At 54.1% G+C, this 14,328-nt stretch carries 14 protein-coding genes and 1 riboswitch; of the genes, 1 reads left to right on the forward strand and 13 read right to left on the reverse strand.

Features of this window, described 5'->3' with window-relative positions:
- Positions 1 to 4: 4 nt before the first annotated feature.
- From RHI63_RS03975 to egtC, 6 genes are all read right to left on the reverse strand, one after another.
- Complete coding sequence (locus RHI63_RS03975; RefSeq protein WP_302676738.1) at positions 5 to 448, reverse strand: hypothetical protein; 444 nt, start codon at positions 446 to 448, stop codon at positions 5 to 7.
- Positions 429 to 2,063: a 2-isopropylmalate synthase gene (locus tag RHI63_RS03980; protein WP_206201168.1), complete on the reverse strand. Its 1,635-nt coding sequence runs from the start codon at positions 2,061 to 2,063 to the stop codon at positions 429 to 431. Before RHI63_RS03980 ends, RHI63_RS03975 begins: the two co-directional genes overlap by 20 nt.
- 74 nt (positions 2,064 to 2,137) lie before the next feature.
- Positions 2,138 to 3,169 (reverse strand): sirohydrochlorin chelatase, encoded by a 1,032-nt coding sequence (locus RHI63_RS03985; RefSeq protein WP_310821880.1) that lies wholly within the window; start codon positions 3,167 to 3,169, stop codon positions 2,138 to 2,140.
- A 32-nt stretch (positions 3,170 to 3,201) separates the two neighbouring features.
- A riboswitch (cobalamin riboswitch) is annotated at positions 3,202 to 3,343 on the reverse strand.
- A 35-nt stretch (positions 3,344 to 3,378) separates the two neighbouring features.
- On the reverse strand, positions 3,379 to 4,905 hold the full coding sequence (locus RHI63_RS03990) for a peptide ligase PGM1-related protein (RefSeq protein WP_310438486.1): 1,527 nt from the start codon (positions 4,903 to 4,905) through the stop codon (positions 3,379 to 3,381).
- A gap of 250 nt (positions 4,906 to 5,155) precedes the next feature.
- Positions 5,156 to 6,289 (reverse strand): SUMF1/EgtB/PvdO family nonheme iron enzyme, encoded by a 1,134-nt coding sequence (locus tag RHI63_RS03995; protein ID WP_310821881.1) that lies wholly within the window; start codon positions 6,287 to 6,289, stop codon positions 5,156 to 5,158.
- Complete coding sequence (gene egtC, locus RHI63_RS04000; RefSeq protein WP_310438484.1) at positions 6,264 to 7,046, reverse strand: ergothioneine biosynthesis protein EgtC; 783 nt, start codon at positions 7,044 to 7,046, stop codon at positions 6,264 to 6,266. The genes RHI63_RS03995 and egtC overlap by 26 nt, the downstream gene beginning before the upstream one ends.
- Positions 7,047 to 7,186: 140 nt before the next feature.
- Here egtC and RHI63_RS04005 point away from each other — a divergent pair, with 140 nt between their 5' ends.
- Positions 7,187 to 7,897 carry a DUF2232 domain-containing protein gene (locus RHI63_RS04005; protein WP_310453307.1) on the forward strand — a complete coding sequence of 237 codons (711 nt, stop codon included), beginning with the start codon at positions 7,187 to 7,189 and terminating at the stop codon, positions 7,895 to 7,897.
- On the opposite strand, the gene fni is transcribed toward RHI63_RS04005, so the two are convergent.
- The 7 genes from fni to RHI63_RS04040 form a co-directional block, all read right to left on the reverse strand.
- The gene (fni, locus tag RHI63_RS04010; RefSeq protein WP_310821883.1) at positions 7,894 to 8,922 is read right to left on the reverse strand and encodes a type 2 isopentenyl-diphosphate Delta-isomerase; all 1,029 of its coding nucleotides are present in this window, start codon (positions 8,920 to 8,922) and stop codon (positions 7,894 to 7,896) included. The genes RHI63_RS04005 and fni overlap by 4 nt on opposite strands.
- Positions 8,923 to 8,991: 69 nt before the next feature.
- A complete protein-coding gene (locus RHI63_RS04015; RefSeq protein ID WP_206201606.1) occupies positions 8,992 to 10,128 on the reverse strand; it encodes a geranylgeranyl reductase family protein in 1,137 nt (378 codons plus the stop codon).
- A 56-nt stretch (positions 10,129 to 10,184) separates the two neighbouring features.
- On the reverse strand, positions 10,185 to 11,075 hold the full coding sequence (locus RHI63_RS04020) for a cation diffusion facilitator family transporter (protein ID WP_310801518.1): 891 nt from the start codon (positions 11,073 to 11,075) through the stop codon (positions 10,185 to 10,187).
- A 23-nt stretch (positions 11,076 to 11,098) separates the two neighbouring features.
- Positions 11,099 to 12,400, reverse strand: coding sequence for a carboxyl-terminal processing protease CtpC (gene ctpC, locus RHI63_RS04025; protein ID WP_302676731.1), 1,302 nt, complete (start codon positions 12,398 to 12,400; stop codon positions 11,099 to 11,101).
- A gap of 117 nt (positions 12,401 to 12,517) precedes the next feature.
- Positions 12,518 to 12,808, reverse strand: coding sequence for a hypothetical protein (locus RHI63_RS04030; protein ID WP_310453305.1), 291 nt, complete (start codon positions 12,806 to 12,808; stop codon positions 12,518 to 12,520).
- 116 nt (positions 12,809 to 12,924) lie between these two features.
- Positions 12,925 to 13,812, reverse strand: coding sequence for an acetylglutamate kinase (argB, locus tag RHI63_RS04035; protein WP_310821884.1), 888 nt, complete (start codon positions 13,810 to 13,812; stop codon positions 12,925 to 12,927).
- Positions 13,813 to 13,831: 19 nt separating this feature from the next.
- On the reverse strand, positions 13,832 to 14,302 hold the full coding sequence (locus RHI63_RS04040) for an SRPBCC family protein (RefSeq protein ID WP_315862992.1): 471 nt from the start codon (positions 14,300 to 14,302) through the stop codon (positions 13,832 to 13,834).
- Positions 14,303 to 14,328 lie beyond the last annotated feature (26 nt).

Raw genomic sequence — 14,328 nt, forward strand, 5'->3', positions numbered from 1 at the left:
GGTCTCACATCTCCCTTTCGGGGGACAAAATAGCCATTAAAACAGGCCCAAAGAGTAGGGCATGGGCAGCTAAGGTGAGGCCGGTCCAAAGAAGGGGAAGCCAGCGCCAAACTCCTGCTTCTAGGGGCGGAAACAGGGCATAGGCTAGCCAGATGAGGGTTGGCGGTAAAATGATGAGCAAAATAGCTAACACAAGGCCAACAACGGTGACCTGAGAAGAGGGGCGGTGGAGCGATCGCCAGCCTGTACCCGTCCACTGCCAGCGAAAAGCGATCGCCCCATCTTCAAGGCGAGCCGTTTGGCGCTCAGGATTAAGGGTAAAAATGTGGCGGCAAAAGTTACAGGCATGGGTTTCCATGAGCACCATTGGGGCAATTTGGCCATGGCGGCAAATGGGGCAGGGGTAGATGCCGTGGTGCTCAAGGGGCTTAGGGAGTGGTTCCACCATGAACCTCAGCGGTCTGGGGGTGGAGGCGTTGCTGCTGGAGCCCGCGATAGAGACGATTGAGGGCATTCATATAGGCATGAGCCGAAGCAACAATAATATCTGTATTGGCGGCATGGCCCGAGTAAATGCGATCCCCGTGTTGCAGGCGAATGGTCACCTCGCCGATGGCATCAATTCCCGCGGTCACTGACTGCACGGAATACTCAATGAGGCGATTGGGAATTTGCACCACGCGGTTAATGGCACGATAGACGGCATCCACAGGGCCTGTGCCAATAGCGGCATCTGTCAGCTCCTCACCACTGGGCAGACGGATGGTTACGGTGGCGGTGGGGCGGGCGCGATCGCCACAGGAGACCTGCACAAATTCCAGCTGGTAGCCTTGAACATCAATGGCTTGGGTTTCATCTTTAACAATAGCTTCTAGATCCCAGTCAGTGATTTCTTTTTTCTTGTCGGCCAGTTCCTTAAAGCGCAAAAACGCCTTATTGAGTTCCGTTTCACTGAGTTCAAAGCCCAGCTCGCGCAGGCGGGTGGCAAAGGCATTGCGACCAGAGAGTTTGCCCAAAACAATTTGATTGTCGGCTAGGCCAATGAGCTGGGCGTCCATGATTTCATAGGTTTGCTTGTGCTTGAGGACGCCATCTTGGTGAATGCCTGATTGGTGGGCAAAGGCGTTGGCACCGACGATCGCCTTATTGGGCTGAATCAGCATGCCCGTTAGATTGGAGACCAAGCGGGAGGTTTTGTAAATTTCGCGGGTGTTGATATTGGTCAGGGGTGCTTCCGATTCGGGGGGACGGCCTAGGAAGGGATTGAAGTACTGCCGCCGCACATAGAGAGCCATCACCAATTCCTCAAGGGCAGCATTGCCGGCGCGCTCCCCAATGCCGTTAACCGTACACTCCAGTTGCCGTGCCCCATTTTTGACTGCTTCGAGGAAGTTGGCAACGGCCAAGCCCAAGTCGTTGTGACCATGGACTGAAATGACGGCACGATCAATATTCGGCACGTTTTCCTTGATGCCTTTGATCAGGGCGCCAAACTCGGCGGGGGTGGTGTAACCCACCGTGTCGGGAATGTTAATTGTTGTGGCACCGGCGTCAATCACCCGTTCCAAAACTTGATAGAGAAACTCAGGATCCGAACGCCCGGCATCCTCAGGGGAAAACTCAACATCATCCACAAAGGACTTGGCATAGGCCACCATTTCGGGGGCAATTTCCAGTACCTCAGCGCGGGTTTTCTTCAGTTTGTACTCTAGGTGAATGTCCGAGGTGGCAATAAAGGTGTGAATGCGGGGATAGTAGGCGGGTTTGAGGGCTTTTGCTGCTGCTTCAATATCTTGGCGGGTGGCACGAGCCAAGCCACAGATCACCGGCCCCGTTTCGGTGCCCACGGTTTCAGCAATCCGCTGCACCGCCTCAAAGTCACCGGGACTGGCAAAGGGAAAGCCTGCTTCAATAATATCCACCCCCAGTCGCGCCAGTTGACGGGCGATCGCCAGTTTTTCATCCACATTCAGCGAGGCACCCGGCGACTGTTCACCGTCCCGCAGGGTGGTATCAAAAATTAACACCCGGTCAACCGTCTGGGGAGGATATTTAATACGCATAGACAAGCCCTATCTAAGCTTGAGAAAGAGTAGCAGTCATCATTTACTCTAACATTTTCGCTGGGGAGCGATGCTTAGGGAACTTGCCAAATGCGTTGGTGGTAACTGGGCAAGTGATCCAAGTCCACGGTTGATCCATGGCGATGGTGGTGAGGGTGATGACCCCCGTGATCATGGCTGTGGGAGGGGTGCTCATGATCCTGATGATGGTGGTGATGATGGCTATGGCCTGCCACCAAGCGGAATTTGCAGGCTTCACAGTTCATGGCCACCTGCCCCGTATGGGTTTCAATTTCCCGCTGCCGCGTGAGATAAAATAGTTGCGGATGCAGGCCAATTTCCGGTAGGTTCACGTATTCAACACTGGGATAGGCGGCTTGGGCTTCTGCGGTAAGGGTATAGATTTTCTTGACTAGTGCCCCTGTAAACATGAAGTGGGGCAGGACAATGACGCGGCGGGGCTGGTAAAGATTCGCCCGCCCAAATCCTTCGGGTAGGCGGGGATGGGTAATGCCAATAAAGCAGACCTCAACGGTTTTGTAGCCACTGCCTTCCCAGAGCATGCGGGCTAGCTTAAAGACATCGCCATTGGCATCGGGATCACTGGAGCCGCGTCCCACCACTAGGAGAACGGTTTCTTCGCGGCCAATGCCTTGGGGATTAAATTCTGGTGAGTCCAAGAGTTCAAGGCGCGATCGCCACAGGGTTAAAATTTCGGGGGCAATGCCATAGTGGCGGCCATAGTGATAGCGCAATTGCGGAAACGCCCGCCGTGCCCGATCCAACTCATTGGTAACGTCAAACTTATTGTGGCGAGCAGCAAAGAGTAAAACTGGCAGCACTGACAAGTCTGTATGGCCTGCGGCAGCACACTGGCTGAGCACCTCAAAAATCGAGGGTTCCGTTAACTCCAGAAAACAGGGAAAAACAGGCCGGCAGGGATCCAGTTGATAATAGGCTTGGGCAAAGTCCAAAAATGCTTGGCGACCTTCCGGATCGCGCGTCCCATGACCGACGAGTAAAAGCGGTCGAGATTGGGGGAGAGGGGGTAAATCGAGGCTAAAACCGAGGGGATTGAGAATGGAATCGTTGAGCGTAACAACCACGTTGAAACTCCATGCCCGTGCGACGCAGGCAAACAGAGTGAACCACAGCAAGTAGGCATTCTGGCTGAGGGGGGTTCCCCATCACAGCTGCGGCACAGCACCAGACTTGCACTGGATTTTCCCTACAGGCTGCTCTTCACAGTGAACGTTGCCAATTGTAGCGAGATTCTCAGACCCCTGTCTATGCAGGGGGTGGGCACATGAGAGACTTATAGCGCCGCAGCATCGAGAACGCCAATGGTCTGGTCGTAGATGGCTTGGGCTTCTTCGGGGGTGTTACCAATGCTGACGAGTCCCAGCTTACCAAATTCCGAGAGTGCCCCCATGAGGTGAAAGACAGTGCCCGTTTCGGTGCTGGAGTCAAAGTGGAGATGGTAGCGGGCAATCATATCCAAGAGATCATTGGGCAGGAGGCCGCGATAGTGGGGTTGGCAGAGGTTATCGGAGGCAATGTAATACTTGGGACGGCGGTGCTTGCTGTAAAACAGTCCAGAGGCTAGCTCATAGTGGCCATCGGTGAGGAATTTTAAGGTCATAAAGGGGTGCGTAGTACCACCCTTGCGCAAGTTAATTTCAATGGCGTAAAGCTCCCACCCTGCTGTTGTCTGGGTTGCAACAACGTCCACACCAAAACAGCCGATCACCCCCTGCTGTGCCAAGTACGTCCCTACCTTTTGCCCCAATTCTTGGAGTTGTTGGCGATAGTCGGCATGGGCGGGAAATTCACAGCCAATGAAAATTTGACCTGTGGGGGCATTGAGTAACTGTTCATGGGTGGAGACGATTTCAACACTGCCTTTGGGGGTAATACAGCCTTGGACACTGGGCGATCGCTTGACTGTCCCTTCCACAAAGGCTTCGACAATGCCACCCAGATCCATAAATCGCTGCCGATAGGAGAGCCAAGTTTCATTAGGCGCCTGAAAGACCATCTCCTCTAGGCTATTTTCAATCCGTTGTAGATGATCGGGGGTGTGTGGGCTGCCAAGGGGGCGCAGTGGGCGCAGATCAAGAAGAGCATTGCCTTCTCCGGAAAAAGCCTCATTGAGTTTCACCACCACCCGTTGCAGTTCAGGAGATTTCTCTTGGAGGTGAGCGATCGCGCGCACCAGTTCCGGTACCCCCTGCAAAAAACCGCTGCCCATCGGATGGGGAATGCCTGCAGCCGCAAAAAGTTCCCGACTGCCCGCCTTGGTTCCCCAGTAGAGGAGGTCGGGATCCGTCGAGTAGAGGGGAATGCCTAAGCGTACCGCCAGTTCCCGCTCCAAAGGGGTGGAGTTAAAACACACCATGTAGGCTTGGTTGGGACGCAGGGCTTGACGGATACGCTCCAAAAGGCGAGGCCGCTCTAAAATTTTCGCAGTCAAGGGTTTATCGGAGCGATCGTAGGTGGCCAGCAGCAGCAGGCGATCGCGGGCATGGGAACTGGGTACACCGGGGAGTAAATCCAGATAATAGTCAATAATGCTGGGGTGCAGTGGCTGGGACGTCACGTAGATCATGCGGGTACGCGGATTCCGCAACTGGATCAGCGTATAGAGTTGCCGCTCCTCGTAGTGGGTATAGCCGGTGATCTTGGCCAGCTCCGGTTGGGGAAAGCTCAGGGAAGGCACCACCACAATATCGCGCTCAATGCCGCCGGGACCCTTGGGTAGTTCAGGAATAAACGTTTCTGTCCCGTCCCAGCACTCCAAGAGTCGCGTTTGCAGTTGGCGGAATTCCTCAGCAATTGACATCAAAACGCCCCTATGCCCTTGTCCCTAGTTTAGGGAGTTTGAGTCGCACTCATCGCTTGGGGGTCATCTTGTTCAAACTTTCTTTACTGAGGAACGGTGCTTCGTTTGCTCAGCTTCAATGTTTCTCATAAGATGCCTCGCAAGAGGATAGTTGATAGTCTGATTCTGGCGAAGCCTAAGGAGAGTGCCCGTGAAAAGGATCACAGGATCACGGGGAACTTGGGCACAAAATTAACCCACTTCACCCAGTCTAGGCCTCAGACTCAATCGGGAGTGCTTCTAGTTGAACATAGCGGGCGCCGGCAAACACCTCACGGGTGGTGCGGCTATACCAATTGCGAAATGAGGGTCGCTTGAGAATGGGGCGCGTCCAGTGACTACCGCCTTTTAGGACAAAATGCTCGCCATCAAAGTAGGGGGCAGAATACCCCTGGTAGGGATAGCTCTGGAACTCCGGATAGGGGGCAAAGGGACTTTGCGTCCACTCCCAAACGTAGCCCTGATTCAAGAGTCCCTGCTGAGCAGCAATCTCCCATTCCCGTTCACTGGGGAGACGTTTGCCTTGGAAATGGCCATAGGCTTCAGCCTCATAGAAACTGAGTCCCCACATAGGTAAGTCCAAATCCTCAGGAACGGGGTAAAAGGGTGCTGTGATCCCCTCTGCTTCGCGCCATTCCCAACCACTGCTGGACCACCATTCCCGCCGCTGATAACCACCCGCTTCCACAAAGGTGAGAAATTTCCGCCAGGTCAGCGGTGCCGCATCAATCGTAAAAGGAAGTAGTTCGACACTCTGGACTGGCTGCTCGTTATCAAGGGCTAAGAGGTCTTCACTGCCAATGACATAACTGCCAGCGGCAATCCGTTGCCAAGACTGAGGCGACGATAGGAGAGGGGGTAAGGTGGTGAAAATCCCCTGCATCGCCAGCACCATTTGCATCGTTTCACTGTGTTGGGCTTCATGCTGCAAAATCCACCACCAGAGACGGACTTCCCGTTGCCACTGCTCGTCGCTAAGACTGTAGAGGCGATCGCCCGTCTTTTGGCGAATCTCTGCTAAGTAGTCAAGTAGCTGGCCACGCGGCGGTAGATGCTGTCGTTCGGCCTTGGGGCGGCCATCGGCGGCATACCAATAGCGATCGCGATCGCTCACCCCTGAGGATTCCGGCAAGAGCCAAAAAGCTTCTGTGTAGCCAATGTGTCCCAAATGCCACCCCACGGGACTATAGAGGGGATGGGGCTGCGCACAAAGGACGGCCTCGCTCAACTCAGCCACAAGTTGGCGTGTAAATTGCCGCTGGTTCTGAAAGGCTTGCCAAAGGGCTTCGCGATCCCAAGGATTAAACGGGGTTGAGGTCTCAGAAGGTATAAATCTCTGGTTCACTCTGCAAACTCATCAACAGCAGTTTATTTTCGGGTAAAGGATACCACTCCGTTTGCTGATCTACCGGCTCTGAGGTGAGTTGAATTTTCTCGGCATCCTGACTCCAGTACAGGGTGGGGGGTGGTGTGCCCCGCGCACAGCGGGTGGCAAGAATATAGACGCCATCAGTCAGAATCATGGCGGCACTGACACTAGTACGCGCTGCCTGCGCTAGGGAAAAAACAATTTGCAGTGTTTGCCGCAGTACCATCAACGGTGACAGTTGCGGATTCAACACCAATTCATTGCAAAACAGGGCAAAGAGGTGCTCAGAGTCTGTAGAGCCTTCAACAATGTTGTAACAAATATCCGACAGGCGATCGCGCATAGGGCGGTAGAGGGTTTGGCGAAAGTTCTCGATAAAGCCATTGTGCACCCCCAGCCAGCGTCCCCAGCGAAAGGGCTGCGTATTCGTCATCTGCACGGGTTGACCCGGTGTGGCACTGCGGACATTGGCCAAAAAACAGGTAGATTGAATGTAGCGGCTTAAATGCTCAGTAAAGTTAATATCATGCCACATGGGCAGCGTTTGCCGATAAAGAAAGGGGGGCACATCTTGGCGGGCAGCATACCAGCCCACCCCAAAGCCATCGGCATTTAAGCGTCCCGCCGTCATTTCGCGGGGTTGATAACTTTGCACCAACAGGGAATGGGGAGCATCCACCAAGGCATGGGCAAGGGACGTTTTGCGCCCCATATAGGCATAAAGACGGCACATAAATTAACATGTAAGTTTGATAGGAATACCTTACCCCCGATTCTAACTTTCAGCAAAGGATTTTTCAGGGCGCTATATCCAGTTTGAGAGCTGGCAGTAAAGCTTGCTAGAGTGTAGAGAAAAAAGGTTATCTGCAATCAATGAACCCAACGGATTCCCTAGAGGATGATTTTCCCGACGTCGAAGCCATTGTGCCCCCTGAGCAGTCCCAAGCCTTGGGGCGATCGCAAATTCAGCGCACCTTGGTGATCACAGAAACAGCCTTCCTTGCCAGTACCGCTGCCCTGCTGTGGGTGATTAACTTTTATTTGCCCATTGGTCCAGTCTTGCGCCTATTTTTTCCAATTCCCATTGCCTTGGTGTATTTACGCTGGAACCGCCGAGCGGCTTGGATGGCGGCGATTGTCAGTGCCTTGCTCCTTTCTGTGTTGATGGGGCCACCCCGCAGTCTGCAATTTCTCTTGCCCCACGGCATGATGGGGGTGATTTTTGGCGGCTGTTGGGCAAAAAAAGAGAGCTGGGAACGCTCGATTCTCAGTGGCGCTGTGATTGGCACCGCAGGATTTTTCTTTCAGATTAGTCTTGTGTCCATTCTGCTCGGGGAAAACCTCTGGATTTACTTCAATCAGCAGGTCACGAATTTCATTGATTGGGTGCTGGTCAACCTCAACCTGCTGCTGGAGCCAACGGTGACCCTGATCCAAGTCGTGGCACTGCTACTTGTCTTTTTCCAGTCCACGGTGTATGCCTTAGTGGTGCATATTTTGGCATGGACGCTGTTGGAGCGATTGGGCAATCCGATTCCGGATCCGCCCCCGTGGCTGCGCACGATCCTTGAAGACCCCCGCTAGATCCTTTCGAGACAGCGACGCTGATAGAGGGCTTGGGGAGTGGCACTGCCGGTACAAAACAGCACGGTTTTCAATTCCTCAAGGATAAAATCAATGCGTTGCGCAAGTGTCTCCTCTGATTGATGGGCGGCCTGCAAAAAGGGGCGCGCTAAACCGGCAAGACTAGCACCGAGGGCAAGGGCCTTGGCCACATCAATGCCATTTTGAAGTCCGCCGGAGGCAATTAGGGGCGTATCTGGTAGGGCAGGATGAATTTGCTCCAGACACTGCGCCGCAGGCATGCCCCATTCGGCAAAGGCCTCTCCGAGGTACTGCTGACGCCCATCCTGAGCACGCGCTGCTTCCACCTTAGCCCAAGAGGTTCCCCCTGCCCCCGCCACGTCAATAGCGGCTACTCCCACCTCCACGAGTTGCTTGGCCACATCGGCACTGATACCATTGCCCACTTCCTTCACAATCACCGGCACCGGTAGGGCACGGCAGAGAACACCAATTTTCGTCAACAGTCCCTTGAAGTTGCGATCGCCCCCCGTTTGGACGGCCTCTTGTAAGGGATTGAGGTGCAAAATCAAGGCATTCGCCTCTAGGAGATCAATAATCTTTTGGCATTCATTGACGCCACAGCCATAGTTCAACTGCACCGCGCCAAGATTGGCTAAGAGGGGGATAGTGGGTGCCTCTTGACGAATGGCAAACGTGGTCGCCACCTCTGGATGCTCCAGCAGCACTCGCTGGGAACCGACCCCCATGGCAATTCCCTTTTGTTGCGCCACCCGTGCCAAGCGGCGATTGATGTCTCCCGCTTCAGGCGTTCCACCAGTCATGGAGGAAATCAGCAGCGGAGCTGCAAGCCGCCAGCCCAAAAACTCGACGCTCAGATCAATCTCGGCAAAGTCCAGTTCGGGCAGGGCACAATGGCGAAAGCGATACTTCTCGAAACCGGTGGTGATTTCTTGATGACTGACATCACCTTGAATACAAAGCTCGAGGTGCTCGGCCTTGCGCTGCTCAATGGGACTGCTCACCACTCGTGTTCCTAAAGTTAGGCTGCACCAACATTATAGAAGGCAGCTCAGGGAGCATCCCTATCGGCATTAACGGAAAACCGTCGGCACTCTCAACCCCGCTGCCAACAATTTCAGGCCATTGGCTGCTGCATCGCGGTAACGCAACTGACCGCAGAGAATTTGCCCCATCCGTTGCAGGGCGCTGGGACGTTTGATGGCCACTTCATAGGCCATGTGGGGCATCCGATAAAAAAGAGTCGCTAGACGTTTTGCCCAGACCATATCCGCTCCCCACGCCTGTTGGACTTGACGGGAATAGTCTGCGAGAGCCTCTGGATCACCATTGAGGGCGCGATCGATGGCTTGGGCGGCCAACATGCCAGTCAACAGCGAGGGACGAATGCCTTCGGCAGTAAACGGATCAACGATACAGGCCGCTTCCCCGGCAAGGAGGGCATTTTGGGTGTGCAGGCGCTGGTGCCGCTGCCAACAGTAGAGGGGGTGGCCATAGACCTTGACTTGACTGAAATCAACGCCAAAGGTTTCAGCATATGCTGCCCCGATCGCCCTCAGATTTTGCTTGCGTTTTAGGGAAAACGTGCCCACACCAATCGAGTAGCCCTCCCGTTTAGGAAAGTTCCAAATGTAGCCATTGTGAACGCGACCAAAGTCAAAGTGGGCTGCCCTCAGGGAATGATTGGGCATGGCTGCTTCAACCTCAATGGCTGCTCCTATACGCTGCTGACGATGTTGGAAGCCCAACCACTTGGCCATTGAACCTTTGGCACCATCACAGCCAATCAAATACTGCGCTGTGAAATCCCCCTTGGACGTATGCACCTGCCAGCGATCGCCCCCCCACGTTAGACCTGTAACGGGAGTTTGAGCCGCTACCTGCGCCCCCTGTTGCTGCGCCTGTTGAATCAGAAAATGATCAAACACATCGCGGCGCACCATCCACACCGCTTGCTCTGGGGGCAGTTCCAGCACTTGCGCTTCCCCACCCTGCCACGTACAGACCATTTGCGTCAGCTTCAGCGAGATAGCAGGAGTAAAGTCAAAGTCAAACCAAGCTTGCACTTGGGGCGACACACCTCCCCCACAGGGCTTGTAGCGGGGCAGAGCTTCCTTTTCCAGAACCAACACCCGCCAGCCTTGCCTAGCCAAGTGATAGGCAGCCGCACCGCCCGCAGGGCCTGAACCAACAACAATGCAGTCGTACACCACAGGGTCACTCCTCAGTTGCTTTGCGCAGATGCTCAAAAAATAGCAAAAATCACTTAAGAGAAGCTGATCTGACTGGATTCGTAGTCGGGGGGTTCGACGTGGATGACAATGCGAGCCGGCCCATAGCGGTCTTGCAGCAGGGCTTCAATTTGCTCAGTAATGTCATGGGCCGTGGGAATATCTTCCGCCTCGACAATTAAGTGCATCTCAATAAACACTTGCCGTCCCACCATTCCCCGCGAGCTAATGTCATGGCAATTAACCACACCGGGCACGGTCATCACTAGCTCATGGATGGCTTCGGGGGCGATCGCCATCTCATCCACCAGCCAAGGAATGTTGCTTTTGAGAACTTCCCACGCACTCCAAAACACAAGGGCCGCGACGGGAAATGCCAACACCACATCCAGCCAATCCCAATTGAACGTCCACACCCCAATCAACCCCAAAAGGACAATAATCGTTGTCCAGACATCGCTCAGGGTATGCTTGGCATCAGCAATGAGCACGGAATTATTCAGCTTGCGCCCCATGTGGTGTTCATAGAGAGTAAGGCCGATATTCATGCCAAGGACAAGGATCACAATCCACAGTTCTGCCCCTGTGATCGTCACGGCACTGCTTTTATGCAGCAGGCGCTCAACCGCACTTTGTAAAATCTCAAAGCACACCATGCCCAGAAAGGCGGCAATCCCCAATGCACCGAGGGCTTCAAACTTTTGGTGACCGTAGGGATGGTCGCGATCGGGATGGGGGTTAGCCCACTGCATGGCCACTAAGCCCAGTATGCTACTCCCGGCATCGGTCAAGCTATGCAGGGCATCGGCCTGTAAACTCAATGAGTGACTGAGAACACCAACAATGGCTTTAATGGCCGTCAGGGCAACATTGACCCCTAGCGCCAAGAACAATACCCGCTGGGCTTGTCGGCGGTGGTCGGCCACGGTGCTCACCTAACTGAGTGAACTTAAGGATTGGCTGTCTGGGGAGGACGCGCTGATTGGGTATTGCGTCGCTCCGCTAGGATACGTTCATTGAGAACCGCAAGGGCCCGTGTAAATTGAGGATCACGATCAGTGGCAATGTCATCGCGCGTCAGTTGTTCCCGCTGCTGCTCCGTGAGTGTGACTTCAATATCGGGTTCAATGCCTTTCTTGTTAATATCACGACCACTGGGGGTAAAGTATTTGGCGATCGTTACCGCAATCCCTGCCCCTTCCCCCACGGGCTGGACGGACTGCACCAAGCCTTTCCCAAAGGTGCGCGTTCCCACCAACACGGCACGGCCATTATCCTGTAGGGCACCTGCGAGGATTTCGCTGGCACTGGCCGAGCCGCCATCAATGAGCACCACAAGGGGCTTATTGGTCAAGAAGCCGCGACCGGCACGTAAGCGTTCTGCTTCCCCTTGGCGATTGACCGTAGAGACAATATCGCCCTGCGGTAGAAACATGCGGGCAATTTCAGCACTAGCAAAGAGTAGGCCGCCCGGATTGGAGCGTAAATCCAAAACATAGCCTTCAACGCCTTGCTTTTCTAACTCACGGATGGCGGCGCGCATTTCTGCTGCTGCATTGGAGCTAAAGGTGACAAGGCGAATATAGCCGACAGGGCCTTGGGGAGTTTGGCGTAGGCTGTGGCGAACGGGATGAATTTCAATGCGGGCACGGGTGATCTCATAGTTCAAGATTTGATCGCCCCGCTGGATCGTCAGGCGCACTTTTGTATTCACCGGGCCACGGATCATGCTGACAGCTTGGTTGAGATCCATGCCCTTGGTGGATTTGCCATCAATTTTCAGGATCACATCCTTGGCCATTAAACCCATCTCAGCGGCGGGACTCCCTTCAATGGGGGAAACCACGGTGATTTCTTTGGTCTTTTCGTCCTGGGTAATGGTGATACCTACCCCTGTGAGTTCACCAGAGGTTTCAATTTGCATGGAGCGAAACTGCTCCGGATCCATAAAGCGGGTGTAGGGATCATTGAGCTTCTCGAGCATTTCCCGTGCCGCTTTGTAAGCATCCTCGGGTTTGGTGTAGTTCCGAGAGAGAAATTCCCGCCGCACGGCACGCCAGTCATTGCCATTGAAGGTGGCATCAACGTATTCACGGTCAATGACCTGCCATACTTCATCCACGAGTTCCTTAGGACTTTGGCGAAAACCTGCTAGGCTACGGGACCAGTGCAGACCCGCACCCGTGACAGCAACCAATGCCGTCATGACCACTGTCGTACTGACAACGAGCGTGCGGTGTGTGATTCCCATATGATTCGTCCTAAATTTTCGATCCTTTAGCCTACGCCCAATCTAGCACAAAGACTTGCCTTGGCCGTTGGCGATCGCCAGCTAAGTTTTCCGACGCGCAGCAGGGTCAAAAAGTGCCTAGACCCCCAGTTGTTGGCGAATGCAGTAGTTCACACTTTCATCGAGAACCCGCTGTGCCCGCTGTTGGCCAGGAGATTGCGGTTGACTGCCATTGGGATCAAGGGTTTGAAAATCAGTGTAGCTCAATCGCTCTTGAATGTAGTTGATGGAGCACTGACAAATGTTATTCATCACTGAACGGGGCACAATGGGCGCTGATCGCCGGCCACGCTCGATGCAGGTATTCATAAAACTATTCACCGCCACTGGGGGGTAGGGTTGGGGAATGGCGCGTGCTGGCAGTTTCAAGCTAGTGGCTAAGCTGCTACTAATTAAGATTAAAGAGAAGAATTTCATAGGTAATAGACCCTGACGCTAAGACATCCTCGTCATACCCTAGGACGCCCTTCTTCATGCAAAAAGTTTCAATCAGTGAAGGCGCGATCGTAGGCTGCATTGGAACCCACGAGCATTGAGCCGATCCCCGAATCGGTAAAAATTTCTAGCAACAGGGCGTGGGGCACCCGGCCATCAATAATGTGCGCTGATTTCACCCCTTGAGCGAGCGATCGCACGCAACAGGTGACTTTAGGAATCATCCCGCCAGAGACAACCCCCTCTTTAATGAGTTGCCGCGCTTCGGCAATATCAAGGCGATAAATGAGAGTACTCGGATCACGATAATCCCGTAAAATGCCTGCGGTATCCGTCAGTAAAATCAGCTTCTCAGCCCCCAAAGCCGCCGCAATCTCGCCAGCAACAGTATCAGCATTGATGTTGTAGGCTTGCCCAGTATCATCGGCAGCCACACTGGAGATGACGGGAATATACCCCTTCTCCACTAGTGCCGTAATCACGCGGGTATCCACGCCTTGGACTTCACCCACAAAGCCGATGCTCTCTTCTCCTTGGGCACGGGCACGAATCAGGTTGCCATCTTTGCCGCACAGCCCCACCGCTTTACCGCCCGCCTGATTGATCAGGGTGACAATTTCCTTGTTGACCCGACCCACCAAGACCATCTCCACCACATCCATCGTTGCGGCATCGGTGACGCGCAGCCCATTTTTAAATTGGGGTTCAATGTTGAGTTTGCCAAGCCAAGTATTGATTTCTGGGCCACCGCCATGAACCACCACAGGGCGAATCCCCACATAGGAGAGAAAGACAATATCGCGAATCACGGAATCTTTGAGCTGCTCTTCCTTCATGGCGGCACCGCCGTATTTGACCACAAAGGTGCGCCCGGCAAAGGCTTGGAGATAGGGCAGGGCTTCACTGAGAACACGAACGCGATCGCTATCGCTGAGCATAGAGTTTTCTTTTGTCCGTCTAAAAACCTAAGCAGGGATCAATGGGGGGCTGAGCAGAGGGGGGATCTTCCTCAGCCGCAACTGCTAAGCGGGCAGCCAACCCTGCCGCAGAATCGCGAATCAGTGACCAAATCAGCGGCGCCAGCCACCCCCGCAACATCACTGAGCAGGAAATCTGACTCCCACAGACCGTTGATTCTAAACGATAGGTTACCCGTTCCTCTACCCCCGGCAAGACCAAAATGCGAATACTCAACAGTTTTCCCGGTGATACCCGTTCGACAAAAATCTGAATCGGCCACGGAATCCAACGGGTCATGGCTTGGAAAATAAACCCCGGCTTGGGTACGAGTCCGTAGGGCACATTCGTGCGCAAAATCAAGGGATGCCACGACACATCGGCCAAATTCACCACTTTGCGCCAGATCAAATCCACCGATGCCGAGCTGAGGGCTTGATAGGTGCCTGCCAACGGCCAGCTGTAGGTCATTTGCTGTTTTTTCTTTTGTTGACGAC

Origin of the sequence: Thermosynechococcus sp. GLH187 (assembly GCF_031583395.1) — a bacterium.
Lineage (GTDB): Bacteria > Cyanobacteriota > Cyanobacteriia > Thermosynechococcales > Thermosynechococcaceae > Thermosynechococcus.